General features: G+C 61.7%; 24 protein-coding genes and 1 pseudogene. 18 read left to right on the top strand and 7 right to left on the bottom strand.

Annotated elements, in window-relative coordinates:
* Nucleotides 1-44: 44 nt before the first annotated feature.
* Genes gspG through RAE21_RS00775 form a run of 10 tightly spaced genes read left to right on the top strand, consistent with a single transcriptional unit; the run spans nt 45 to nt 9,013 of the window.
* Nucleotides 45-476: a type II secretion system major pseudopilin GspG gene (gene gspG / locus RAE21_RS00820; RefSeq protein ID WP_313879697.1), complete on the top strand. Its 432-nt coding sequence runs from the start codon at nt 45-47 to the stop codon at nt 474-476.
* Nucleotides 457-948, top strand: a complete 492-nt coding sequence (locus RAE21_RS00815) for a pilus assembly FimT family protein (RefSeq protein ID WP_313879696.1) — start codon at nt 457-459, stop codon at nt 946-948. The genes gspG and RAE21_RS00815 overlap by 20 nt, the downstream gene beginning before the upstream one ends.
* A complete protein-coding gene (gene gspI, locus RAE21_RS00810) occupies nt 945-1,319 on the top strand; it encodes a type II secretion system minor pseudopilin GspI (protein ID WP_313879695.1) in 375 nt (124 codons plus the stop codon). The genes RAE21_RS00815 and gspI overlap by 4 nt, the downstream gene beginning before the upstream one ends.
* A complete protein-coding gene (locus tag RAE21_RS00805; protein ID WP_313879694.1) occupies nt 1,319-2,011 on the top strand; it encodes a PulJ/GspJ family protein in 693 nt (230 codons plus the stop codon). The genes gspI and RAE21_RS00805 overlap by 1 nt, the downstream gene beginning before the upstream one ends.
* Nucleotides 2,008-2,976, top strand: a complete 969-nt coding sequence (gene gspK / locus RAE21_RS00800) for a type II secretion system minor pseudopilin GspK (RefSeq protein WP_313879693.1) — start codon at nt 2,008-2,010, stop codon at nt 2,974-2,976. The genes RAE21_RS00805 and gspK overlap by 4 nt, the downstream gene beginning before the upstream one ends.
* Complete coding sequence (gene gspL / locus RAE21_RS00795) at nt 2,960-4,186, top strand: type II secretion system protein GspL (RefSeq protein WP_313879692.1); 1,227 nt, start codon at nt 2,960-2,962, stop codon at nt 4,184-4,186. Before gspK ends, gspL begins: the two co-directional genes overlap by 17 nt.
* Nucleotides 4,183-4,656: a type II secretion system protein M gene (locus tag RAE21_RS00790; protein WP_313879691.1), complete on the top strand. Its 474-nt coding sequence runs from the start codon at nt 4,183-4,185 to the stop codon at nt 4,654-4,656. Before gspL ends, RAE21_RS00790 begins: the two co-directional genes overlap by 4 nt.
* A 4-nt stretch (nt 4,657-4,660) precedes the next feature.
* Nucleotides 4,661-5,500, top strand: coding sequence for a type II secretion system protein N (gene gspN / locus RAE21_RS00785; protein ID WP_313879690.1), 840 nt, complete (start codon nt 4,661-4,663; stop codon nt 5,498-5,500).
* Nucleotides 5,501-5,503: 3 nt separating this feature from the next.
* Nucleotides 5,504-7,615 (top strand): type II secretion system secretin GspD, encoded by a 2,112-nt coding sequence (gspD, locus tag RAE21_RS00780; protein WP_428983949.1) that lies wholly within the window; start codon nt 5,504-5,506, stop codon nt 7,613-7,615.
* 9 nt (nt 7,616-7,624) lie between these two features.
* Entirely contained in the window at nt 7,625-9,013 is a 1,389-nt protein-coding gene (locus RAE21_RS00775; RefSeq protein ID WP_313879689.1) for a GspE/PulE family protein, read from the top strand.
* Nucleotides 9,014-9,024: 11 nt separating this feature from the next.
* Here the strand turns inward: RAE21_RS00775 and RAE21_RS00770 are convergent, their stop codons facing one another.
* Nucleotides 9,025-9,384, bottom strand: coding sequence for a LysR substrate-binding domain-containing protein (locus tag RAE21_RS00770; RefSeq protein ID WP_313879688.1), 360 nt, complete (start codon nt 9,382-9,384; stop codon nt 9,025-9,027).
* 45 nt (nt 9,385-9,429) lie between these two features.
* Between RAE21_RS00770 and istA the strand changes: the two genes are divergently transcribed.
* On the top strand, nt 9,430-10,503 hold the full coding sequence (gene istA / locus RAE21_RS00765; protein ID WP_428984048.1) for an IS21 family transposase: 1,074 nt from the start codon (nt 9,430-9,432) through the stop codon (nt 10,501-10,503).
* Nucleotides 10,500-11,327, top strand: a complete 828-nt coding sequence (gene istB, locus RAE21_RS00760; RefSeq protein WP_313879687.1) for an IS21-like element helper ATPase IstB — start codon at nt 10,500-10,502, stop codon at nt 11,325-11,327. Before istA ends, istB begins: the two co-directional genes overlap by 4 nt.
* A gap of 85 nt (nt 11,328-11,412) precedes the next feature.
* Here istB and RAE21_RS00755 read toward each other — a convergent pair whose 3' ends face one another.
* Nucleotides 11,413-12,099 (bottom strand): LysR family transcriptional regulator, encoded by a 687-nt coding sequence (locus tag RAE21_RS00755; protein WP_313879686.1) that lies wholly within the window; start codon nt 12,097-12,099, stop codon nt 11,413-11,415.
* A gap of 202 nt (nt 12,100-12,301) precedes the next feature.
* On the opposite strand from RAE21_RS00755, the gene RAE21_RS00750 reads away from it, so the two are divergent.
* Nucleotides 12,302-12,862: a DUF4148 domain-containing protein gene (locus RAE21_RS00750; RefSeq protein WP_313879685.1), complete on the top strand. Its 561-nt coding sequence runs from the start codon at nt 12,302-12,304 to the stop codon at nt 12,860-12,862.
* A gap of 54 nt (nt 12,863-12,916) precedes the next feature.
* Here the strand turns inward: RAE21_RS00750 and RAE21_RS00745 are convergent.
* Both RAE21_RS00745 and RAE21_RS00740 read right to left on the bottom strand, forming a co-directional pair.
* Nucleotides 12,917-13,716, bottom strand: a pseudogene (locus tag RAE21_RS00745) (lipase secretion chaperone).
* A gap of 197 nt (nt 13,717-13,913) precedes the next feature.
* A complete protein-coding gene (locus RAE21_RS00740) occupies nt 13,914-14,846 on the bottom strand; it encodes a lipase family alpha/beta hydrolase (RefSeq protein ID WP_313879683.1) in 933 nt (310 codons plus the stop codon).
* A gap of 243 nt (nt 14,847-15,089) precedes the next feature.
* Here RAE21_RS00740 and gspF point away from each other — a divergent pair, with 243 nt between their 5' ends.
* The 5 genes from gspF (at nt 15,090) to RAE21_RS00715 (ending at nt 20,305) form a co-directional block, all read left to right on the top strand.
* On the top strand, nt 15,090-16,310 hold the full coding sequence (gene gspF, locus RAE21_RS00735; RefSeq protein WP_313882620.1) for a type II secretion system inner membrane protein GspF: 1,221 nt from the start codon (nt 15,090-15,092) through the stop codon (nt 16,308-16,310).
* A gap of 30 nt (nt 16,311-16,340) precedes the next feature.
* Nucleotides 16,341-17,147: an SPFH domain-containing protein gene (locus RAE21_RS00730; protein WP_313879682.1), complete on the top strand. Its 807-nt coding sequence runs from the start codon at nt 16,341-16,343 to the stop codon at nt 17,145-17,147.
* A 9-nt stretch (nt 17,148-17,156) separates the two neighbouring features.
* On the top strand, nt 17,157-18,050 hold the full coding sequence (locus RAE21_RS00725; protein WP_313879681.1) for a 5'-nucleotidase: 894 nt from the start codon (nt 17,157-17,159) through the stop codon (nt 18,048-18,050).
* Nucleotides 18,051-18,142: 92 nt separating this feature from the next.
* Complete coding sequence (locus tag RAE21_RS00720) at nt 18,143-18,391, top strand: hypothetical protein (protein ID WP_313879680.1); 249 nt, start codon at nt 18,143-18,145, stop codon at nt 18,389-18,391.
* Nucleotides 18,392-18,487: 96 nt separating this feature from the next.
* Complete coding sequence (locus tag RAE21_RS00715; protein ID WP_313879679.1) at nt 18,488-20,305, top strand: ABC transporter ATP-binding protein/permease; 1,818 nt, start codon at nt 18,488-18,490, stop codon at nt 20,303-20,305.
* On the opposite strand, the gene queC is transcribed toward RAE21_RS00715, so the two are convergent.
* The 3 genes from queC to RAE21_RS00700 form a co-directional block, all read right to left on the bottom strand.
* Nucleotides 20,263-21,000 (bottom strand): 7-cyano-7-deazaguanine synthase QueC, encoded by a 738-nt coding sequence (gene queC, locus RAE21_RS00710; protein ID WP_313879678.1) that lies wholly within the window; start codon nt 20,998-21,000, stop codon nt 20,263-20,265. The two genes, RAE21_RS00715 and queC, sit on opposite strands and share 43 nt — an antisense overlap.
* 59 nt (nt 21,001-21,059) lie before the next feature.
* Nucleotides 21,060-21,557, bottom strand: coding sequence for a hypothetical protein (locus tag RAE21_RS00705; RefSeq protein WP_313879677.1), 498 nt, complete (start codon nt 21,555-21,557; stop codon nt 21,060-21,062).
* Between the two features lie 191 nt (nt 21,558-21,748).
* Nucleotides 21,749-23,326, bottom strand: coding sequence for a methyl-accepting chemotaxis protein (locus RAE21_RS00700; protein ID WP_313879676.1), 1,578 nt, complete (start codon nt 23,324-23,326; stop codon nt 21,749-21,751).
* Between the last annotated feature and the right edge of the window lie 9 nt (nt 23,327-23,335).

The following is a 23,335-nucleotide window of genomic DNA, read 5'->3' as shown; positions in this document are numbered from 1 at the left end:
GACGCCTACCGGCCCCCCTTCCACTTTGCTGACCAGAAGTCCCCATGAGCCCACACATCCGTTTGTACCGCGCCGCACAACGCGGCTTTACCCTGATTGAACTGATGGTCGTGCTGGTCATCATTGGCGTATTGGCGGCCTTGATTGTTCCGAACGTGCTGGACCGCGCCGATGACGCCCGGGTCACAGCCGCCAAAACCGACATTGCCAACCTCACCCAGGCGCTCAAGCTCTACAAACTCGACAACCAGCGCTTTCCCTCTGCCGAGCAGGGCCTGCAGGCACTGGTTGCGAAACCGACAGTCGGCGTCATTCCGGCCAACTGGCGCCCGTACATAGACAAACTGCCCATGGATCCCTGGAACCGGGCCTACCTCTATATCAACCCCGGCCTGAAGAGCGAGGTCGATGTGATGTCATTCGGCGCGGATGGCCAAGCCGGCGGCGATGGAAAAGATGCCGACATCAACAACTAGCCTCGCATCCAGCCCTGCAGGCCCACGCACCCGGTCGCGTGGCTTTACGTTGTTGGAGTTAATGATTGTGGTGGCCATCACCGGCATGGCCTCCGCCGCGGTCGCATTTGCCTTGCGGGACAGCACTCAGACCCAGCTCGATCGTGAGTCGCAGCGCCTGGTTGCACTCCTCGAAGCGGCTCGGGCCGAATCCCGCGCCACCGGAGTCAGCTTGCAGTGGCGGGCTACGCCCGGCGGATTTGAGTTCACCGATGGCATCAAAACCAGGCCCCAGCGCTGGGACCCCACCACCCTGCAGGCCCGCAGCGACACACCGGTTGTCTTGGGCCCCGAGCCTGTCATAGGCCCACAAACCATTCGCCTCAGCAACAGCGACGCTGCAGGGCCCAGCCGGTATGTGACCACCGATGGCCTTCGGGCCTTTGAGGTGCGCAACGCGGCCCCCGCAGGACCTTCGGGAGCAGCACCGTGAAGTGGCATCGCCGCTGGCCCGGCACGCAGGGTTTTACCCTGATAGAGGTGTTGGTTGCGCTGGCCATTGTGGCTGTCACGCTGATCGCCGGGCTGCGCGCCAGCGCCACCATGACCCGGAGTACCGAGCGCCAGAGCAGCAGGGTGCTGGCCCAGCTCTGTGCTGAAAATGCCCTGGTGCAATACCGCCTGAGCGGTCAGCTCCCGGATGTGAGCGACAGCACCCAAGAGTGCGCGCAAGCGGGCCAATCCTTCGAATTGCGGCTTCTGGTGCAGTCCACACCCAACCCGAACTTTCGCCGGGTAGAGGCTAGGGTGGCCAAAGACGGCGCCCCCCTGCTCCAGCTCAGCACTGTGTTGGGGCGCTACTAATGCAACGCCTTTCCCGCAGCGCCGGAAGCGCTGGCTTCACCCTGATCGAACTCCTGGTGGCGCTCGCCGTCATGGCGCTCATGACCACCATGGGGTGGCAAGCCCTTGCGGGCATGCAAAGCGCCATGGAGGGCAATCGCAGCCACAACGATGCGGTGCTTATCACCGAGGCGGGCCTGAACCAATGGACCGCCGATCTTGACGCCATGCAAGAGATCCCCCAAACCCGCAGCCTGGACTGGGACGGCCGGGCCCTGCGCCTGACCCGCCGCAGCGCCCAACAAGGCGATGGCGCTTACGTCGTAGCCTGGACACGGGCAGAACGCGCGGGCCGGGCCGTCTGGCTGCGTTGGCAGTCAGGCCCTGTCAGCACCCGCGAAAGCTGGCAAGCTGCCTGGGGCGCAGCGACTGCGTGGGCGCAAGGCGCACAGGCGAGCACCGTCAATGCACTTGCGGGCAATGCCAGCAGCATCCGCCCGGCAGAGGTCAGCATCACCGCACTGTCTGCATGGCAATTGTTTTACTACCGCGGAGGCGCCTGGAGCAACCCCCTCTCCAGCGCCGGTGCACAGGACGCTGCAGCCCTGCCCGACGGGATACGCCTTGTCTTGACGCTGGACGCCCCCCATCCGCTGGCCGGCACGCTCGTGCGGGATTGGGCCCGTCCAACCCTGTCGGGAGCCACTCCGTGAAAGTCCAGCGCGGCGCGGCCATCCTGACGGCCTTGTTACTCATGGCGCTGGTCGCCACCCTCAGCACAGCAGCGCTCTGGCAACAAGCGCGCGCCTATGACCTCGAAGCGGCAGAGCGGGCCCGTGTGCAAGCGAACTGGGTCCTGCAGGGCACCACCGACTGGGCGCGCCTGATTCTGCGGGAAGACGCCCGATCCGGCACGGTCGACCATCTGGGCGAACCCTGGGCCATCACCCTGCAAGAGGCCCGACTCAACACTTTCTTGGCCAATGGCTCCGCCAGCGCGGAAGAATTACCCACCGACGTTCTGCAAAACGCCTACCTTTCCGGCAATATCAACGACTTGCAGGCACGCCTGAACGTGACTAACCTGGTGCTGGACCAGCAGGTCCATGAGCCGACACGCAACGCGTTTATCCGGCTGTTTGATCTGCTCAAGCTCCCGCCGGCCGAATTGCAGCTGTTGATCAACAATTTGCAAGCCGGCCTGGAGGCCCCCAAAGCAGGCCAAGAAAGACCCCCCAGCTCCAGCAACACCCCCTTGCTGCCGCGCAACCTCGACCAACTGGCATGGCTGGGCGTCTCGCAGCGCAGCCTGGCCCAATTACGGCCTTATGTCGTGGTCCTCCCGGACCGCAGCACGGTCAATATCAACACGGCGACGGCGCTGGTGCTCCAAGCCATCATTCCCGGTATGGACGGAGCCAGTGCCCAACGCCTCATCGACAGCCGGGCAAAAAGCCCGCTTCGGAGCATGGGCGACGCGCCTGCCGCATCGGGCTTGCCGCAATCGGCATTTCAAGACAATTTGGTCAGTGTGAACTCGCGGTTCTTTGAGGTCCGCACCCGCCTGCGGATCGGCACGCTCACGACCCAGGAGCGCACCGCCGTGCTGCGCGAAGGTTTGCAGGTGAAATCTCTCTGGAAAGAACGTGAGGCGCCGCAAGATGCCTCCGTACAATGAAGCCGATATGCGTCAGCACCTCGTCATGCCCCCACCACCCCATGCAACGCAGGCTGCATGGGACTGGGTCCGCAGCGATAGCCCGCAAAGCAACCAGCGTTTGCCCACTGTGCCCGCTGTTGGCTCCGGTGCGGACACTACGGTTTTGATCGTGCCCGCAGCGGCCCTGTCTTGGCACCGCATCACGCTGCCGCCTGGGCTGCTAGGCCGCGAGGGTCAGGCCCGGCAACCCGCCAAACTCAAATCGGTACTCGAAGGTCTGCTGGAAGACCAGCTCCTGGATGATCCGGCGCAGCTGCACTTTGCGCTACAGGCCACCAGTGCCGAGACCGGTCCCTGGTGGGTGGCGGTATGCCAGCGTCACTGGCTCAACGAACAAATACAACAGCTGCGCCAAGCCGGGCACACCTTGCACAGCATCGTCCCCGAGTGGGGACCCGGCTCCTCCGATACCCCGCCGGCACTCTGGCTCACAGGAGAAGTCGAGACGGCAGAGTGGACATGGGCCGATAGCGCAGGCGTGCATCGCCGCAGCGCAGCACAAGCCCCGGCCGCGTTTCTAGCCCCTGCCCAGCAAGCCAGCGCTGCCCTGTTTGCGGAGCCAGCGTGCGCTGAACTTGCAGAATCACAAACCCACCGGGAGGTCACGGTGCAACACCGTGCGGACCGCTTGCGCGCCGCCGCCAACGGCCCCTGGAGTCTTGCGCAAGGCGAATTTGCCAACCGCCATGCCTTGTTGCAGCGAGTGACTGAAACGGCAACAGCGCTGTGGCAAGCACCGGCCTGGCGGCCGGCCCGTTGGGCGCTGGGTGTACTCGCTGCGGTGCAGCTGGTAGGCCTGAACCTGCAGGCGTGGCAAGCCCGCCAAGCGCTGACCGAACAGCGCAGTGCGATCCAGAGTGTGCTGCTCAGTACCTTTCCGGCCACCACGGTAGTGGTCGATGCACCTTTGCAAATGCAGCGCGCGGTAGAAGCACTGGGCCAGGCCGGCGGGCAGACACGGGCGCGCGACATGGAACGACTTCTAGAGGCTTTTGGCACGGTAGCCCAAGCAGATACTGCGCCATCCGCTATCGAATACGTAGCAGGCGAGTTGCGAATAACGCCTCCTTCCGGTAATGCCGAGCCCCCGGCGTCGTTGCGTGACGGCCTGCAAAACAAAGGCTTGCGCCTTCGGACCGAGGGCACCACCTGGGTGCTGAGCCCATGAACACCCAAACCCTACGCACCTGGTGGAACCAGCGCCCCCCCCGCGAGCAAACAATGGTCTCGGCCGCCGTGGTTTTGATAGTGGCCGCCCTGACGTGGACCACCGCCATTGCCCCGGCTTGGCGCACTGTCAAAGCTTACCCTGCACAACGGGCTACGCTGGATGCCCAACTCCAACAAATGCAAACGCTGCAGGCACAAGCCACCGCGTTACAAAGTCGCCCGGCCCTGGCGCCGCAAGCGGCTCAAGCCGGCCTGCAAGCCGCGGTGACAGGCCTCGGACCCCGCGCCAGCCTGCTGATACTCAACCAGCAAGCCACCGTCACCCTCAAAGGCCTGGAGGCGGAAACCCTGGCCCGCTGGCTGGCAGTGGTGCGGGTGGAGGCCCGCATGCTGCCGACCCAGGCGCAATGGCGTCGTGACGGCCGCCTCTGGAGTGGCACGGTGACCTTCACTCTGCCGGGCGGCTGATGTGATGGCTACCCGCCCCGACATCCTGCGACGCGCCCAAAGGCAGCTGACCACAGGCACCACGCGTAGCCCGTGGAGCTGGGCCGCGATGGGGGTTTTGCTGGGTGTGCTGGCAGGTGCCTTGGCATTTGCGCCGGCGCGCTGGCTGGCTTCCGGCTTGGTCTGGGCAGACGCACCCCTGCGCTTGCACAACCCGACCGGCACCGTATGGAATGGCAGTGCCCAAGTGCTCCTGCGCAGTGGTGCCGAGGGCAGCAAGGCCTTGCCCGGTGACCTGCGTTGGACCCTGCGCCCTGCCTGGTACGACGGCGGCCCCGGTGTGCGCGCCGAGTGGCGGGCAGACTGTTGCCTCAGCGCGCCCTGGATTTGGCATGTGAACGGCAGCCTGCAGTCTGTGCAGCTGCGAGCGGATGATTTGCTACCGGCACAAGGCTTGCGCATTCCGGCAGGTCTGCTGACCGGCCTCGGCACCCCTTGGAACACGCTGCAGCCCCAAGGCCAATTGACGTTGGCAACCCGGGGCCTGACGGTACGGTTGAACGCCACAGGCACCCAACTCGGCGGCGAGCTCGCGCTGGACGCTCTGAACATGAGCACCAGCCTGTCGACCTTGCGCCCGGTGGGCAGCTACCGGGTGACCCTGCGTGGCGGCGAGCAAACAGCCATGACGCTCTCGACCCTTGAGGGGGCACTGCAGCTCAGCGGGACCGGAAAAATCGGGCCCCAAGGGCTGGTCTTTACCGGAGAAGCCCGCGCCGCGGAGGGCCGTGAGGACACACTCTCCAATTTGCTGAATATCATTGGACAGCGCCAAGGCGCGCGGTCTCTGATTCAACTGGGTTAAGGAATGTCCACTCCTCTTTATCGACGCTTGTGCAGCACACACATTGCTATTCAATTAATAGCAACTGGCGCAATTGGCATGGGCGCTATGGCCCCATTTGGCTCTCAGGCCTGGGCACAGACCAGCAATGCTGCGCCCACAGTCAAGCGGGGCGAGCCGATCACGCTGAACTTCAGCAACGCTGAAATTGAGGCGGTCGCCCGCACCATGGCCATCATGACCGGGCGCAATGTGGTGGTGGACCCACGGGTCAAAGGCACGATGACCTTGGTCTCTGACAGCCCCATGTCGCCCGCCCGCGCCTACAACCACTTTTTGGCGGTGCTTCGCAGCATGGGCTACGCAGTGGTGCAATCGGATGGCTTGGACAAAGTGGTCCCCGAGGCCGATGCCAAGCTGATCGGCGGCGGCGTTTCCGCCACCGAGAACGGCGCCCCCAACACGCCGGGCAACCAGTTGGTGACCCAGATCATCAAACTGCAGTTCGAAAACGCCAACAACCTGGTGGCAGTGCTGCGCCCGCTGATCAACCCCAACAACCCGATCAACGTGAACCCGGCGACGAACTCGCTGGTCATCACCGACTACGCCGACAACCTGCGCCGCTTGGCGCGGATTGTGGCGGCACTGGATGTGCCGAACGCCACCGACGTTGAAATCATCCCACTGAAAAATGCCAGCGCCACCGACCTCGCACCGCTGGTGCTGCGGCTGATGGAGAGCACCGCCGCCAGCCCGGCTGGGGGTGCGGAAACCGGCTTCAAGACCACCGTAGTGGCCGAACCGCGCAGCAACGCGCTGATTGTGCGGGCCGCCAATCAGGCACGCCTGGCACTGGCCATCAACCTGATCGACAAGCTCGACCAACCGGTGGCCAGCGTCAATGGCGCTGCAGGCAATATCTATGTGGTGTACCTGAAGAATGCCAATGCCACGCAGCTGGCGACCACCCTGCGCGCCGCGATGGGCGCTAACGGAGGCTCGGGCGGCAGTGCGCCGGTTGCCACCGGCGCAGCTCCCACTGCGGGTGCGGGCGCATCCACCTTGGGCGCAGCGCAAGCACCCAGCACGGGCGGCCAAATCCAGGCGGACCCGACGACCAATTCGCTCATCATCACCGCCAGCGAGCCGCAGTACCGGCAGTTGCGCGCGGTGATCGACAAGCTCGATGCGCGCCGCGCCCAGGTGTTTGTAGAGAGCCTGATTGCCGAGGTGAGCGCTGACAAAGCAGCAGAGTTCGGCATCCAATGGCAAGGCGCGCTGGGCAATGCAGGCGATAGCTCGATCGGTCTGCTGGGTACCAATTTCGGGGCCGCGGGCAACAACATCATCAGCCTGGCGACACAGGGGGCAGGGGGCACCGTCGCCCCGGGCAAGGGCCTGAACGTGGGAGTGGCCAACAAAACCAACGGCATTTATGTGCTGGGTTTTCTGGCCCGCTTCCTAGAGGCAACCGGCAGTGGCAATGTGCTGTCCACGCCCAACCTGCTCACGCTGGACAACGAAGAAGCCAAAATCGTGATTGGACAGAACGTGCCGTTTGTGACCGGGCAGTTCACCAACACCGGTGCAAGCTCCGGCAGCGTCAATCCGTTTCAAACCATTGAGCGCAAAGACGTAGGTCTGACCCTGAAGGTGAAACCGCAAATCAGTGAAAACGGCACCGTCAAGCTGACCATCTTTCAAGAAGTGTCCAGCGTGTTGGCCTCCACCGTCAACGCGGCCAATGGCCCGACCACCAACAAGCGGACGATTGAGTCCAATGTCTTGGTCGAAGACGGTGCGGTCGTGGTGCTGGGCGGTTTGCTGCAGGACGAATACGCTGGTAGCCAAGAGCGGGTGCCCGGCCTGGCCGATGTGCCCTTCTTTGGCAACCTGTTCAAAAGCGAGGCACGCAGCCGCAAGAAAACCAACCTGATGGTGTTTTTGCGGCCGGTGGTGGTGCGCGACGCAACAGCAACACAAGCCTTGTCCAATGAGCGCTACGAGCAAATGCGCGGAACGCAGCAATCCGGCCAGCCGGAGCCCAGCTCCACCCTGCCGATCAATGAAGCGCCGGTGCTCCCGAATTTGCTGCTCAAGCCCGGCAATCTTCTATTGGCCCCAGCGCAATAGGGCTTGTACATGCGCTACCCGCTCCCCTATGCGTTCGCGCGCAGCCAGCAGCTGCTGCTGGAGGACGACAACGACCGCCTGTACCTCTGGGTTCACGCAGACACCGCGGCCTCTGCCATTTCTGAGGTGATGCGCAAGCACCGCATCGACCACCTGCAAACCCAGGATGCAGCGGAATTGGCCCAGCGCATCAGCATGGCCTACGCCCAAGGCGAGTCCAGCGCCGCCACGGTGATGAACGAGGTGCAGGGTGAGGCCGATTTGACGCGGATGATGCAAGAGCTGCCCGCGGTCGAGGACCTGCTGGAAACCGCAGACGACGCCCCCATCATCCGTATGCTCAACGCATTGCTCACCCAAGCCGCACGCGACGGGGCCAGTGACATCCATATCGAGCCGTTTGAGCGCAACTCATCAGTCCGCTTCCGGGTAGACGGGTCCCTGCGCGAGGTGGTGCAAGCCCACCGCGCCTTGCATGCGGCCTTGATCTCGCGGCTCAAGATCATGGCTGATCTGGACATCTCAGAAAAGCGCTTGCCGCAAGACGGGCGCATTTCGCTGCGCATCGGCACCCGCGCCGTCGATGTGCGGGTCAGCACCTTGCCCAGCGCCCACGGCGAACGGGCGGTACTGCGCTTGCTCGACAAGAGCCAGGACCAGCGCAGCCTGGAGGCGGTGGGCATGCAGGGCGATGTGTTGCGCCGCTTTGAAGGCCTGATTGCCCAGCCCCACGGCATCATTCTGGTGACAGGCCCCACCGGTTCGGGCAAATCGACCACCTTGTACGCCTCGCTCGGGCGGCTGGATGCTGCACGCCAAAACATCATGACGGTCGAAGACCCGATCGAGTACGAGCTGCCGGGCGTCGGCCAGACGCAGGTCAACCCCAAGATCGACCTCACGTTTGCCAAAGCCCTGCGGGCGATATTGCGGCAAGACCCGGATGTGATCATGATCGGCGAAATCCGGGATTTCGAGACCGCCCAAATCGCCATCCAGGCCTCGCTGACCGGTCACTTGGTGCTGGCCACACTGCACACCAATGACTCGGCTAGTGCGGTCACCCGCTTGATCGACATGGGGGTGGAGCCCTTTTTACTGAGCTCTTCGCTGCGCGGCGTACTGGCTCAGCGTTTGGTGCGCAAAACCTGCAAGGCCTGTGCGGGCAAAGGCTGCGAGGCCTGCGGCCATACCGGCTACCTCGGGCGTACCGGTGTTTTCGAATTGCTGGTGGCCGATGACACGATTGCCGAGTTGATCCACCACAACGCCTCAGAAGCCGACATCCGCACCTCCGCCACCCGACAAGGCATGGTGCCGCTGCGCGAAGACGGTGAGCGACTGGTCAGCAGCGGCCTGACCAGCCGCGAAGAATTGTTGCGCGTAGTCCGGGACTGACACCGCCCCGCTTAGCAGCGGGTGCAGGCCTTCACCATCGCATCCGCGCGGGCACGACTTTGCTCGGTCAAGTACTCCAGAAATACGCGGGTACGCTCCGGCAAAAACTTGCGGCTGGGCAACGCTGCATACAGCGACAGATGCCCACCGATCCAGGGTGACAACACGCGGACCAAGGTGCCGTCGGTCAACTGCGGCGCCACCAGCGTCACGGCCGCCGAGGTGATACCCGCACCATCCATCGCGGCACGGACCAAAGTGTCGCTGTGGTTCACCCAGAGTTTGGGTTTAACGGGAAACGTGACCTCGTGGTCGTTGGTGTCACGCGCAGTATGAAAATGACACGCAAACGCGGTGAGGAATTGATACACCTCGACTAACGTGCCAAGCCATCCGAACCATGGATGGGACTGGCAATGATTACGAACGAGGAGTACATGGAACTCAAGGTTTTAAGGAAGCACAGGCTGAGCTTGCGCGAGATATCGGCGCAAACTGGAATGGCAGTCAACACGGTGCGTAAGTATTTGGAGGGCGGTCCGCCGGCCATGAAGAAACTGCCGGAACGTAAAAGCAAGCTCGATCCATTCAAGGACTACTTGGCTGGACGTATTCAGGCGGCCAAGCCTGATTGGATTCCCGCAACGGTGCTGCAGCGTGAGATTGCCGCACAGGGGTATACGGGCTCCGTGCGCATCCTGCAGGAGTACCTCAAGGAGTTGCGTCCACAGGCGCGCCCGGATCCGGTTGTGCGGTTCGAGACCCAGCCCGGTGAGCAAATGCAGATGGACTGGATCGAGTTCCGCAAGTCTGGGCATAAAGACGGCATGTTGGCGGCGTTTGTGGCAACGCTTGGCCACAGCCGGGCGACCTTCGCGGAGTTTGTCACAGACATGAAGCTGGAGACACTACTGGCGTGCCATGTCAGGGCGTTCGAGAGCTTTGGTGGAGTCACCCGTGAAGTGCTGTACGACAACATGAAGACCGTCATCCTCAAGCGTGACGCCTACGGCAAGAACCTGCACCAGTTCCAGGGTGCCTTTGCTGACTTTGCGCACCACCATGGCTTTGTGCCGCGGGTGTGCAAGCCCTATCGGGCCAAGACCAAGGGCAAAGTCGAACGCATGAATGGCTACATCCGGCGCAGCTTCTGGGTGCCATTGGTGGCGAGTATGAAGCAGCAATGCTTGGTGGTGGACGCGGACACAGCCAATCGGGAAATGCGCACCTGGCTGCGTGACGTTGCCAATGTGCGGATCCACGGAACCACTGGGTGTGTGCCGGCACTGGCTTTGCAACAGGAGCGCACACATCTGCTGGCCATCCCCAGCGCCTACAGTGGGCGAACAGTGCGTCAATTGCAAAAAGTCACCGGTAGCGGCGCAGCAGTCCGGCCAATTCCAGCCGCGGCATGGCGAGGCCTGCAGCATCCTCTGGCGATGTATGACACGCTGGTGCACAACCAAGCCTCAGCAGGAGGACGACCATGAGCCTGCAAATGGAAAGACTGCGTGAACTGTGTGATCAGCTGCGCCTGCTCAACTTACCCGATCAGCTTGCCCACTTGGGGCAAATGGCGGCCAAGAAAGAGCTGGGGTACCTGGAGTTCCTGGAGCAAGCCTTGCGTGGCGAGGCTCTAGCCAGAGTGGAGAGAACACGCGCCATGCTCACGCGCATAGCGGGCTTCCCCGCCATCAAGACGCTTGATGAGTTTGACTTCCAGTTTGCCAGCGGCGTGCCCAAACCCCTGGTACAGGAGCTTGGCAGTCTGGCCTTCGTGGAGCGCAGCGAGAACGTGGTCTTGCTGGGCGCCAGTGGGGTGGGCAAAACCCACTTGGCCATCGCCTTGGGCTACAGGGCAACCCAGGCTGGAATCAAGACGCGTTTCATCACGGCGGCAGATCTGCTGATGACACTGAGCACGGCACTACGGCAGAACACCCTGGAAGAGGCTATCAAACGCATCGTGCGTCCCTACCGGCTGTTGATCATTGACGAGGTCGGGTACCTTCCCATGAATCGGGAACAGGCGAATCTTCTGTTCCAAGTCATTGCCAAACGCTATGAAGTGGGAAGTCTCATCCTGACCTCCAATCTGCCGTTTGGGCAATGGGACCAGACGTTTGCAGACGATGCCACGCTGACAGCGGCGCTACTTGACCGACTGCTCCACCACGCCCATGTGGTCCCGATTTCAGGAGACTCCTATCGCCTGAAAGATAAGCGGCGTGCCGGTGTGATTGCCGCCAGCAGCAATACCCTACTCAAACGAAAACGCAGTCACCTTGATACACAGGAGGAACAGGCAGCCTAAGGGCGCCAAGCAGTCAGTGGCGAGCCACTGACTGCTTGAAAGACAAGCAAAGACAAAACAGACAATCGCCCCACACAACGGTGTATCAAATCCACGCCGCGTTTGCGTTCGACAGCTGTATCAAATCGAAACTGCGTTTGACATTGGCTCCGGTATTGAGCAACTTCCACTGGTCAAAACTCCCACTCGGCGTTTTGAGGCGCAGCACATCATGCTGGATCAGCTCGTCGGGCGTGAGCGGGGTCCCCATGCGCTTGAGATAGGCAGGCGAAGCCACCAGAATGGACTGGGTGCTGGAGACGCGCCTTGCAATCACATTGCCGTCGTAGTCCCCTTCGGTGGGGAGCATGGTGACGTCGTAATCCTCCACGGGCGGCACGTCATAGGACTCCACATCCATGTGCAAGGAGATCCCCGGGTACTTGGCAGTAAATCCGGCAATGATGGGGCTGATCACGTGCGAGGCCAAGGCCGGCGGCGAGAGCAAACGCAGCTCTCCGGCCAACTCATGGGTCTGGGAGCTGGTGAATTCATGCGCCTCATCGATGTCTTGCAAAATAGTGCGCACTCGCCCCAGGTAAGCCTCACCGGCGGGGCTTAGAGACACTTTTCTTGTCGTTCGGTGCAACAAGCGGGCGCCCAAAAACTCTTCCAGATCGGCGATCTGGCGGGTGACACCGGCAGATGACATGTCGAGGGCGCGAGCTGCTGCTGCAAATCCACCTTCGTCCACCACTTTCTGGAAAACCCGCATTGACATTAGTCGGTCCATGGGTCTCCTTTCAATCTATTCAAGGCCGCGATTATTTCAAACGGCGTAATGCACCACTGTCTGTGGAGGTATTTTTCAGATGTGCTTGGATCTTTAAAGTTCAACCCATCGATGTGACGAACCTGAAACGCCCCGTCGATACCGGTAACGACAGGCACTGTGCCTACCGACCGGAATCCACAACTGATGAAGGATCTGAATCATGAAATACGCTACCGCTTCTATCGCTCTTGCTGTTGCTGCCTTGTTGACCGGACATGCACAAGCTGCTGACAACGTCGGCAAAACCCGCGAACAAGTGCGCGCTGAATTGGCTGAAGCCCAACGTACTGGCGACATCGTTGCCGGAAAAGACGCCGCTGCTGACGAGTTCACCTCCGGAGCCTTCAAAAAGCTCAATGAATTGAACCCAGCCGCTTACCCCGCCAAGGCTGCCGTTGCTGGCAAGACCCGCGCACAAGTTCGTGCAGAGCTGGCCGAAGCCCAACGCACTGGCGACATCGTGGCTGGAAAGGATGCTGCTGCTGACGAGTTCAGCTCCGGTGCATTCAAAAAGCTCAATGAATTGAACCCAGCCGCTTACCCTGCCAAGGCAACCGTGACTGGCAAGACCCGCGCACAAGTGCGTGCAGAACTGGCCGAGGCACTCCGCACTGGCGATATCGTGGCTGACAAGGATGCAAGCGATGAGTACACCGCAGCAAACGGTCACAAGCTCAACGACATCTACCCTAACCTGTACCCTGCTACCCAAACCAACTAATTTGGTTTAACCCGTAAAGCCCTCTAGCGTACAGCGCTGGAGGGCTTTTTGCATTCAGGGCTCGTAGGCCGCCAGCCGTTTGCGCTCAGCCTCGGTGAATCGGGCTTGTTGCAGCGCTGTCACGGCTGCTGCTTGCTCAGTGTCCGCAAGCGCACTTGCGCCCTGCAAAAGCCGGCTTCGCTCAGCCAGGTAGCTGGCAATTCGCTCCTGCCAGGCCCGCTCTTCTTGGTCCAGTTCGGCAAAGCGGCCCGCTGCTGCACTGTCAAATGCTTTGGCGCGCGCGCGGTAGACCTCGTCCTCCCCTGCGCCGGCCGCGCGCAAAGCGGCCACCTGCGCTTCCAGCTTGATGACTGCGCGTGGCGCCTCCCGGTCTTCGCGCAGGCTAGGGGGAGCTGCTTGTCCAGCGCGGCCAAGCGAGCCTGCTTGTCTTGCGGGGAAAGCTGTGCATCGTTCACGATATCGAGCCGGGCGAGTGCATCGAGGTCATGCAGATCCTCGGCGCCGAACATCGCTTGAGCCTCCTCCGCGCTGAAAAAACGGGCGCGCACCACGCGCATGGCTTCAAACCGCTCGCGGAGTACCGCGTTGCTCGGAGGCGTTTTGACGAATTGCTGCTCTACCACCACCAGCGCCTTTTTGAACGACAGGTACCGCTCCAACAAGCGCTCGGCTTGGGGCAGTTGCACAGGCTTCAGGTTTTGGGCTAGCACGGTGCGGATTTGCGCACCGATAGCCTCCACACTGAGTTCGCCCACGGTGCTCAGGTAGTAATCAAACAGACGCTTGAGTTCTGCGTAAGGCAACACGGTGCAGCCCGCTTCGCGGCACTGCGTGGGCAAAGCGTGGAGCCCCATGGTTTGCACCGCTTGCAAGCCATCGGGTGCGGTGCCCTGCAGCGAGCGGGCGGCTCCGGTGGCTATCGCACCGGTACCCGCGTTTTGGTCGCCGGTTGGCGAGTCGCCCCCCAGCCACACATTGGCACCCCACCAACCCAGCAGGGCCAAGCCTGCCAAGCCTGCCAAACCCGCGAGTGCCTTGCTGCGCAGTCGCATTACAAACCGGCGTTGCGCAGGCGGTTGGCCTGTTGCCGGAACAAGGTGACCGGGTTGGTTTCAAAAATATTGGTCAAGCCTACCGTCTGGTTGACCTCATCCAGATGGTTGAAGGCGTAATCATCGCGAATGACACGACCCAGACGCGACGAGCAGCTGCTCACCAAGCCATCGTTTTTCGCGCCTGCAAACGCCAGCGAGGTCAATGCCAGTGCGGGGTCCACCACATCGAGCACGTTGCTATACGGTTTGGCACCACTCCAGGAGTAATAGGCGACCCCGTTGACGCTGTAAGCGCCCTCGCCGCAAGCGCTGGTCGGCACGCCTTGGGGGTGCTTGGCATTGAACTTCAAGGTACCGGCGGTGCTGAGGGACTGCGCTGCTGCCAGCGAGTTTTGGGTGTTGCCGCCGCCCCCGGACAAGAAGTTGATGATGCTGGCCAGTCCATTCGTGACTGACACCAGCGCAGTATTCTGAAGACTGCCGGCGGGCGCCACGCCCAACAACACGTCTGCCACGGCAGAGCCCTTGTTGACGCCACCGATGCTCGTGACCGATGCCACCAGATCCGGCCTCACCGATGCAACGTAGCGGGCGGTGGGGCCGCCGTGGCTGTGGCCCATCAAGTTGACCTTGCCTGCGCCGGTAGCGGCCAAAATTTGCCGCACTTGCGTGAGCAATTGCTCGCCTCGCACTTCGGTACTGTTGGCAGCAGAGACCTGCACCACAAACACCCGGGCACCGTCTGCGCGCAAGGCCGACGGAATGCCATAAAAGTATTCCACGGGGCCAATATTGTCGAAACCGAACAAGCCGTGAATCAACACGATAGGGTACTTGGTTTGGGTGTAACCGGCCGCTTGCGCAGACGCCGGCAGCAGGCCGATAGCCAGCGTACACGCGGCCAGCCAGCCCATTACGATTCGCTTCATCTTCATAGTTGTCTCCTCGGGACCTCTGAGGGTCGATGGGGTTGAAGGGATGCCAGTTGAGAACGTAAACCGTTGCGACCTCTCGGGTGGGGGCGCTGTCGCGGGTGATGGCCGGCCTGCTGTTTGTGTCGTCAGGCAATCATCAAAATAGCACGGTCGTGCTTTTATTGAAGTATGCGGTGGATGCACGTTTTTGTCATGGTGGAAAACCCGTGCAACCCGGCGCCCCGCTACTATTGCGCCATGCCTGCCTATTCCTACCAAGCCCTTGATGCCGACGGAAAATCCCGTTCGGGCGTGTTAGAGGCCGACACGGCCAAATCTGCACGCAGCCTGTTGCGCTCGCAACAGTTGGTGCCCCTTCAGGTTCAGGCACTAAGCGTAGACAGCAGCGCCCCGGGCACCTCGCGCCGCGCCTGGGGTTCACGTGCCTTCAATAACGCGCAGCGCACCGTGTGGACACGGCAGCTGGCCGGGCTGGTGGCAGCGGGCCTGCCCTTAGAGCGTGCCTTGAGTTCTCTGGCCGAAGAAGCCGAGACGCCAGCCCAGCGAGATGTGGTGGCCACCATCCGCTCGGAGGTCAACGGCGGCAAGCCGCTGGGCACTGCACTGGCGCAGCACCCGCGGGAGTTTTCAGACATTTATGTGGCGGTCGTGAGCGCCGGCGAGCAAAGCGGCCAGCTCGGGCTGGTGCTAGAGCGGCTGGCAGATGACCTGGAAGAGCAACAAAACCTGTCTTCCAAATTATTGGGCGCAGCGCTGTACCCTGCCATCGTGAGCCTCGTGGCTCTGGCCATTGTGCTGTTTCTGTTGGCCTATGTGGTCCCACAAATCGCCAACGTGTTTGCGGGCTCCAAGCAGGCGCTCCCCCTGCTCACCCGAATCATGCTGGCGATCAGCGATGCCGTGCGGTCGTATGGTCTGCTCGTGCTATTTGCTATTGTTTTAGGAGCCTTTGGCGCACGTATTGCGTGGGCTGGCGCCGCTTTTCGCTCTAAAGCGGATGCTGCATGGCTGCGCCTGCCGGTACTGGGCCGCATGTCCCGCAGTTACAACGCCGCGCGCTTTGCCAGCACCCTGGCCATGCTGGCCGCCGCCGGCGTGCCCATTCTCAAGGCCTTGCAAGCCGCGGCCGAAACGCTGAGCAACCACGCCATGCGCGACGATGCGCTGGAGGCCCTGACCCTGGTGCGCGAGGGCGCCCCGCTAGCCAGCGCCTTGGCTCGCAACCAGCGTTTTCCGGCACTGCTCAGTATGTTCGCCCGGCTCGGAGAACAAACGGGCCGCCTGCCCCATATGCTGGACCGCGCAGCCCTGCAGTTGCGCACCGAGGTGCAACGACGCGCCCTGCAACTCGCCACCCTGCTGGAGCCCTTGCTGATCGTGGCCATGGGCCTGGTGGTGATGCTGATCGTGCTGGCGGTGCTCATGCCTATCATCCAGCTCAACCAACTCGTCAAATAAAACACAGAAAACCCAGGAGGCTTAGTTCACATGCGACCCTTTTCCCTGCCACTGCTGCTCGTTGTCGGCGCACTCACCCTGAGCCTCAGCGCCTGCACCCGGATCGAAACCGGCGAAGTGGGCCTGCGCGTCAATTTCGATAAAACCGTGGACCCGACCGAACGCCTGCCCGGCTCGTTCAACCAGACCGTGGTCGGCGAAATACTCACCTTCAAAATCCAGGATGTGGCGGTAGGCGTCGACAACATGACGCCGCTGGCCTCTGACAACTCCACCGTCAAAGACTTCGACATGACAGTGGTTTACAACGTCAACCCCTCGGCGGTGTCCGAGCTCTGGACCACCAAGAACCGCACCTTCCACGGCATCTCGGAAAAGGGGGGAGACATCCTGCTGATGCAAAACTACGTAGCCCTGAGTGCGCGTAACGCGGCCTACAAGGTCGCACGCGGCTACGAGTCGCTCAAGATGGCGGACAACCGGCCCCTGATGGAGCAGCAAATCCGCGAAAGCATCATCAAAACCCTGACCGAAGAAAAGCTGGGCGACAAGATTGCCGTCTCCCAAGTGCAGGTGCGCGCCATCACCCCGGCTGACGTGATTGTGCAAAGCGCCAACGAACTGGTGCGCGCCCAAAACGAGCTCAAAACCAAAGAGGTGGAAGTGCAAACGGCGAAGAAAGAAGCCGAGCGCATCGCCGCCTTGAATGCCAATGCCGGCGCCATCGGCTACATGAATGCCATGGCCAACCTCAAGATCGCCGAGGGCGTGGCGAACGGCAAAGTACAAACCATTGTGGTGCCCTACGACTTCAAGGGCATCGTGAATGCGAAATAAGGATTTCTCATGGGATTGACCCTCGACGGCAAGCTGGTGGTGGCCATTTCCAGCCGGGCCTTGTTTGACTTTGAAGAAGAAAACCAGGTTTTCGAACAAAACGACGACCACGCCTACATGCAGCTACAGCGCCAGCGGCTGGACGTGCCGGCCAAGCCCGGTGTCGCGTTCTCACTGGTCAAGAAGCTGCTGGCGTTCAATGAGCCGGACTCGCAGCGGGTGGAAGTGGTCATCTTGTCGCGCAACGACCCGGTCTCGGGTATGCGGGTGTTTCGCTCTGCGCAGCACTACGGGCTTGCGATCCAGCGTGGCAATTTCACACGCGGTGAGGCACCTTGGCGATACCTCAAGCCCTTGCATGCCAACCTGTTTTTGAGCACCCACTTGAGCGATGTACGAGCCGCCCTTGCAGCGGGCGTGCCGGCCGCGCAGGTGTACCCGCACAGCGCACACGCCAGCGCCGACCACCCCAATGAAGTGCGTATTGCTTTCGACGGCGACGCCGTACTCTTCAGTGACGAGGCCGAACAGGTCTACCAGAGCGGCGGCCTGACCGCCTTTCAAAAACACGAGATGGACAAGGTGGCCCAGCCGCTGCCGGACGGCCCCTTCAAGCCCCTGCTGGTCGCATTGCACCGCCTGCAACAAGCGCGTATTCCGCACATCCGTATCCGTACGGCACTGGTCACCGCCCGTAGCGCACCGGCCCATGAGCGCGCGATTCTGACCTTGATGAACTGGAACATCGATGTCGACCAAGCCATGTTCCTCGGCGGACTGGACAAAGGCGAGTTCCTGCGCGAGTTTGAGCCGGACTTTTTCTTCGACGACCAGACCGGCCACATCGAATCCGCCGCCCGCCATGTCCCTAGCGGACATGTCGCCAGCGGCGTGCGCAACTAGCTGTATTCGCCAGATGTAAACGCGAGAACCGGTTTGGTAAAGCAATGTAAAACCGGCTGACAGCCACGACGGGCCGGTCTATCCTGAGGGCCATGTCGTACTCATCCACTGGCCTCACCTCCCGCACGCGCAAGCCGCTTGCCGGTGAAGGTTCGGACAAACCAGGCGAAGCCCATCTGTCTGCCAATGCGCAAGCGTGGCGCAGGTGGGCGCTTGTGGGCTACCGGCGAAACCCGGAGTCAATGCACTCAGGCCGCGCTGAAACGGCAGACACCGAGCGCCAGGTCGATGAGTCCGGCCGCTCTGACGACGGCCACCACAGCGGCTTTCAAGGGCTTTAGCCGCGGCACACGGGACTTCGCGGCTAATATGCCCCATGGTCTCACGGCAACGCCCCGCGCGGTGCCGGCCTTGTTCCCTCAACCGAGATTTTTTGCATGGCACTTGTGGCATCTGCGTCCGCCAAATGGGCGGCGTTCCGGGCATTTATCCAGCGCGCCGTGGCTCTGTCCACGCCCTACTTTTCTTCTGAGGACAAATGGAAGGCCCGCGGCATGTTGGCAGCGATCGTGGCCCTCAACCTGGCCTTGGTCTACATGGCGGTGGTGTTTAACGACTGGAACCGCTTGTTTTACGACTCGCTCCAAGAGAAGAATGCGGCCGTATTCTGGGAGCAACTCGGGCGATTCACCTACCTGGCTTTTGGCTTTATCGTGATCGCGGTCTACAAGTTCTACCTGACCCAATTGCTCGAAATGCGCTGGCGCGCCTGGATGACCGACCACTACCTGCACAAGTGGATGTCGCATCAGGCTTTTTACCAAATGGAACTGGCCCGCTTTGCACCCGCAGTCCACGGCGCCCACACCGACAACCCGGACCAACGGATTCAGGAAGACATCAACCAATTCACCAGCTACACCATCTCGCTCAGCATGGGGCTGTTGAACTCTGTCGTTACCCTGGCCAGCTTTGTGGGCATTTTGTGGTCGCTTTCCGGTGCGTTTGCCTTCACGCTGGGGGGGCAGGACTATTCGATTCCCGGCTTCATGGTGTGGATGGCGGTGCTGTACTGCGCGGTGGGCAGCGTGATCACCCACTACATCGGGCGCAAGCAGATCCCGCTCAATTTCGAGCAACAGCGGGTGGAAGCCGATTTCCGCCACCACATGGTCCGGGCGCGCGAGTACAGCGAATCGATTGCGCTGGATCGTGGGGAGCGCGTCGTGCGGGAGCAAATGGCAGAGCGTTTCAGCCGGGTGCTCAGCAACAACCTGGCGCTGATCAAGGCCCAAAAAGGGCTGATCTGGTTCACCAGCTTTTTCGGGCAGGCCGCAGTGGTATTCCCGTTTGTGGTGGCGGCCCCGCGCTTTTTCAGCGGCGCCATTCAGCTGGGCCAACTGACGCAGATTTCAGGTGCCTTCGGTCAGGTGCAAGGCGCCTTGAGCTGGTTTGTCGACACCTACAGCAGCCTCGCCAGCTGGCGCGCCACCACCGATCGCCTCACGAGTTTTGAAGAATCTTTTAAGGCGATAGCCTTCACGGAGCGTGCGCAAGCCGCTATAAATACAGTAGCAAATGCACCTCAGCTGGACACCAGCCCCTTGCGTATTTCTTTGCCGGGCGGCACTACGCTGCTGGACCACACGCGCCTGCACGCGCAGCCGGGCGACCGGATTCTGCTGCAAGGCCCGTCAGGTAGCGGCAAGTCCACCCTGTTCCGCACCCTGGCAGGCATCTGGCCTTACTCGGAAGGGGCGGTGGCCCTGCCCGCGGACAGCATGTTTCTGCCCCAACGTGCCTATTTCCCGAACGGCACCTTGCGTGACGCCCTCGCCTACCCCGCTTTGGCGCCGCAATACCCCAACGCAGCACTGCAACAGGCACTGCGCGATGCCTTGCTACCCCATCTGGCGGATTCCTTGGATGTCGTAGACGCCTGGAGCCAGAAGCTCTCTGGTGGCGAGCAACAGCGCTTGGCCATCGCCCGTGTTTTGCTCAAAAAACCCCAATGGCTATTTGCAGACGAGGCCACCAGCGCCCTCGACGAAGCTGCCGAGGCGGTCCTCTACCAACGCATGTGCGATTTAGTGGCAGAAAAGGGCGGTGCCCTGGTATCCATTGCCCACCGCCCGGGTGTTGCCGCCTTCCATAACCAACGCTGGATATTGGAGCCCAACCCGCAAGCCGCAGAAGCAGCCAGCCCCGGCGCTCAGGCAGCTGCGCGCTTCAGTTTGTCTGTAAAACCGGCATAGCCTTTGGCCCGCAACTCACACGCCGGGCAGGTACCGCAGCCATAGCCCCACGCTTGGCGGTGGGCGCGGTCACCCAGATAGCAGGTGTGGGTGTGCTCGACCACCAAGTCCACCAAGGCGTTGCCGCCTCCGGGCTCGCCCGAGCGCTCGCCCAGCGCATGGGCCAGCTCCCAGGTTTGGGCCTTGTCGATCCACATCAGCGGGGTCTCAATCAGAAAGCGCTGGTCCATGCCCAGCGACAAGGCCAACTGGAGGGCCTTCATGGTGTCGTCTCGGCAGTCGGGGTAGCCCGAAAAATCAGTCTCGCAAACGCCGGTCACGATCACTTGCAGTCCACGGCGGTAGGCCAGTGCGGCAGCGAGGGTCATGAAAAGCAGGTTGCGCCCGGGCACAAAGGTGTTGGGCAGCCCGTTGGCCTCCATCTTGAATGCGGTGTCGCGGGTCAGTGAGGTCTCGCTCACCTCACCCAGCACCGCCAGATCCAGCAAATGGTCTTCGCCCAGTTTGGTGGCCCATTGCGGAAAGCGCGCTTTTATCTCACGCAACACATTTAAGCGCGCGGTCAATTCCACGTTGTGGCGTTGGCGGTAGTCGAAAGCGATGGTTTCCACGCGCTCGTAGCGCTCGAGGGCATAAGCCAGGCAGGTGGTGGAGTCCTGACCGCCGGAAAAAAGGACAAGTGCGGATGTATGCATGTCCGAGATGTTAGACCACCCCAAGGTGGCCGGGCGAACTCCACCGGAGTGGAGTCAGCTCACATGCCTTCTGTTTTCTTGATTTTGCTGGGGCTGTAGACCAGCGCCTGTTTGGCCAGCTGTCCCGGCGCGTCGGCCGGCGACACCGGCTGTGGCGTGGTGAGCTGATTCTTGACCTGCTCGATCTGCACCGCGCTTGCGCTTGCAGTCCACATAGTTTTGAGATGGTCCATCAGCACTTGTGAAATCGGTTTGGGAGGAGGATCCTCCACCTTTTCCTTCGCGGGCCGTTGAATCGTCCAATCTTTCTCCACCACCGCGTCACTGCCCTTCTTCATCGGGTCGGCCACACTCTCGTAGGGCGCGTCTCCGCTGTTTTGGGGCTTAAGTGCGGGGTTCACCTTGTCGATCACATCCGGACTGGACTCGATCGACTTGGTAACACCGGCAGGCGGGTTGACCGGAGCAACTGGGAGAACCCTATTTGCCCCAGACGACACCGCGTCTACGCCGGCGGGGCGCATATTCGGGGTTCGCTCAATGGTTGGCAGTTGCATTTTGGGTAGACCTTGCGGCCCCTCCGGTGGCTTTTAGGAGTTGACGTACTGTTCTTAACGGCAGATTTAGGGGGTTATTTAGGCCTTTTTCTAAAATTCTTAGAAAAATATCTGATCAGGCCCATGCGCCATCTATTTGCACCACATTGGTGCAAAAACGCCCAGCCTTGCGCCGGACGGAAAGCAAGCACTCAAGAGGCGGTGTGAGGCAAAAGCGCTGTAGCACTCGCGTCAGGCAGAGTAAACCGCCCGACCAGTTGATCCAACAATGCAGCCTGCTCCCGCAGTGATGCGGCGGCTGCAGCGCTCTGCTCGACCAGCGCTGCATTCTGCTGGGTCATTTGCTCCAGCTCGCCCACCGCCTCGTTGACTTCATGCATGTCTTGGCTTTGTTCGGCGCTCGATGCCGTGATGTCGGCAATGATTCCACTGACCCGCTGCACCGCACTCACCACCTCTTGCATGGTCTGCCCGGCGCCATCCACCAAGCGGGAGCCGTGCTCCACATTCGCCACCGAGCTGCCGATCAAGGATTTGATTTCTTTGGCAGCCTCGGCGCTGCGCCCGGCTAGCGCCCGCACTTCGCTGGCCACTACGGCAAAGCCGCGCCCTTGCTCGCCTGCCCGTGCCGCCTCGACAGCGGCGTTCAGGGCCAGGATGTTGGTTTGAAACGCGATGCCGTCTATCACCCCGATGATGTCCACAATCTGGCGGGACGACCCGTGGATCTCGTGCATGGTGCTCACCACTTGCGCGACTGAAGTGCCGCCACTCTCCGCCACCGAATAGGCAGACCCGGCCATGGCATTGGCCTGCCGGGCAGCTTCGGCCGATTGCTGCACCGAGCCATTGAGTCGCGCCATGGAAGACGCTGCGCGCTGCAAGTTGTAGGCGGTAGTCTCCGTGCGGTTGGACAGGTCCTGGTTGCCATGCGCAATCTCGGAGCTCGCCACCGTGATGCTGCCGGTCGATTTATGAACCTGGCCCACCAGGTCCGCCAAAGAGCGGGTCATGTGCGCGAGTGCGCGCAACACATCGCCCATTTCGTCCTGGCGTTCGGTGTGGATACGGACGTTCAAATTGCCATTGCCGATGGCAGTGGCCACCCGGACCACCTCGTCCAGGGGATCGCAGACGTTGCGCTGCAGCAATCGTGTGCCCAACGAGATCAACACCACGATCAAAGCCATGATCCCGGCCACGGACCAGACAGTGCGCATCCGCTCTGCGCCTGCTTTTTCGCGCAAGGCAGTCGCCCCCTCCTCTGTCAACTTGACCATGGCCTGTTGGGCTGCCAGAAAGGCAGTGAGCTCGGTCTGGGTCACGTTTTGGATGTGCGTGAGCGCCGCCGACATGTCGCCTGTGGCTTTCAGGGCTTCGGCACGGGTAATCGCCGCTTTTAAGGTGCTCGCCCTGCGTTGGACCTCTTGCAAGGCGGCGCGCTCGGCGTCGCTTTGCCTCAGGCGGCCGAGCTCAGACTCCAAGCGGGCCTCTTCCTGCGCACCGGCCTCTTTCCCTGCGAGCAAAAACTGGGCTCCTGCGGGCTCGCTCGCCAGTACAGCGCCTATACCGCGCAAGGCTTGGGCTTGCGCCACGCCATACCAGCGGGCACTCATCTCTAGTTTGCTTTGTTGCTCAGATTGCTCCGCGACTGTCACGGCTTGCGAGCGGATGGTCCTCAGTGCGGAGCCACTCGCCATGGCGACCAGCGCGATGCTGACGGAGATGGCGGGCAGCCACAACTTGAGAGCAATGCTGAGTGACTTCATGGGCTTTGT

It is taken from the genome of Rhodoferax potami, assembly GCF_032193765.1.
GTDB lineage: Bacteria > Pseudomonadota > Gammaproteobacteria > Burkholderiales > Burkholderiaceae_C > Allorhodoferax > Allorhodoferax potami.
Note: the sequence above shows the minus strand (reverse complement) of the source record. Positions and strands in the feature narration are given on the sequence as shown.

Excerpts from the sequence above, each read along its gene's own strand:
- RAE21_RS00730 (WP_313879682.1), top strand. The coding sequence starts at position 16,341 with ATGCGACCCTTTTCCCTGCCACTGCTGCTCGTTGTCGGCGCACTCACC.
- gspN (WP_313879690.1), top strand. The coding sequence starts at position 4,661 with ATGGCTACCCGCCCCGACATCCTGCGACGCGCCCAAAGGCAGCTGACC.
- gspL (WP_313879692.1), top strand. The coding sequence starts at position 2,960 with ATGCCTCCGTACAATGAAGCCGATATGCGTCAGCACCTCGTCATGCCC.
- RAE21_RS00775 (WP_313879689.1), top strand. The coding sequence starts at position 7,625 with ATGCGCTACCCGCTCCCCTATGCGTTCGCGCGCAGCCAGCAGCTGCTG.
- RAE21_RS00805 (WP_313879694.1), top strand. The coding sequence starts at position 1,319 with ATGCAACGCCTTTCCCGCAGCGCCGGAAGCGCTGGCTTCACCCTGATC.
- RAE21_RS00755 (WP_313879686.1), bottom strand. The coding sequence starts at position 12,099 with ATGGACCGACTAATGTCAATGCGGGTTTTCCAGAAAGTGGTGGACGAA.
- gspF (WP_313882620.1), top strand. The coding sequence starts at position 15,090 with ATGCCTGCCTATTCCTACCAAGCCCTTGATGCCGACGGAAAATCCCGT.
- RAE21_RS00715 (WP_313879679.1), top strand. The coding sequence starts at position 18,488 with ATGGCACTTGTGGCATCTGCGTCCGCCAAATGGGCGGCGTTCCGGGCA.
- RAE21_RS00700 (WP_313879676.1), bottom strand. The coding sequence starts at position 23,326 with ATGAAGTCACTCAGCATTGCTCTCAAGTTGTGGCTGCCCGCCATCTCC.
- RAE21_RS00720 (WP_313879680.1), top strand. The coding sequence starts at position 18,143 with ATGTCGTACTCATCCACTGGCCTCACCTCCCGCACGCGCAAGCCGCTT.
- istB (WP_313879687.1), top strand. The coding sequence starts at position 10,500 with ATGAGCCTGCAAATGGAAAGACTGCGTGAACTGTGTGATCAGCTGCGC.
- istA (WP_428984048.1), top strand. The coding sequence starts at position 9,430 with ATGATTACGAACGAGGAGTACATGGAACTCAAGGTTTTAAGGAAGCAC.
- RAE21_RS00725 (WP_313879681.1), top strand. The coding sequence starts at position 17,157 with ATGGGATTGACCCTCGACGGCAAGCTGGTGGTGGCCATTTCCAGCCGG.
- RAE21_RS00750 (WP_313879685.1), top strand. The coding sequence starts at position 12,302 with ATGAAATACGCTACCGCTTCTATCGCTCTTGCTGTTGCTGCCTTGTTG.
- RAE21_RS00740 (WP_313879683.1), bottom strand. The coding sequence starts at position 14,846 with ATGAAGCGAATCGTAATGGGCTGGCTGGCCGCGTGTACGCTGGCTATC.
- queC (WP_313879678.1), bottom strand. The coding sequence starts at position 21,000 with ATGCATACATCCGCACTTGTCCTTTTTTCCGGCGGTCAGGACTCCACC.
- RAE21_RS00815 (WP_313879696.1), top strand. The coding sequence starts at position 457 with ATGCCGACATCAACAACTAGCCTCGCATCCAGCCCTGCAGGCCCACGC.
- RAE21_RS00705 (WP_313879677.1), bottom strand. The coding sequence starts at position 21,557 with ATGCAACTGCCAACCATTGAGCGAACCCCGAATATGCGCCCCGCCGGC.
- gspG (WP_313879697.1), top strand. The coding sequence starts at position 45 with ATGAGCCCACACATCCGTTTGTACCGCGCCGCACAACGCGGCTTTACC.
- RAE21_RS00790 (WP_313879691.1), top strand. The coding sequence starts at position 4,183 with ATGAACACCCAAACCCTACGCACCTGGTGGAACCAGCGCCCCCCCCGC.
- gspD (WP_428983949.1), top strand. The coding sequence starts at position 5,504 with ATGTCCACTCCTCTTTATCGACGCTTGTGCAGCACACACATTGCTATT.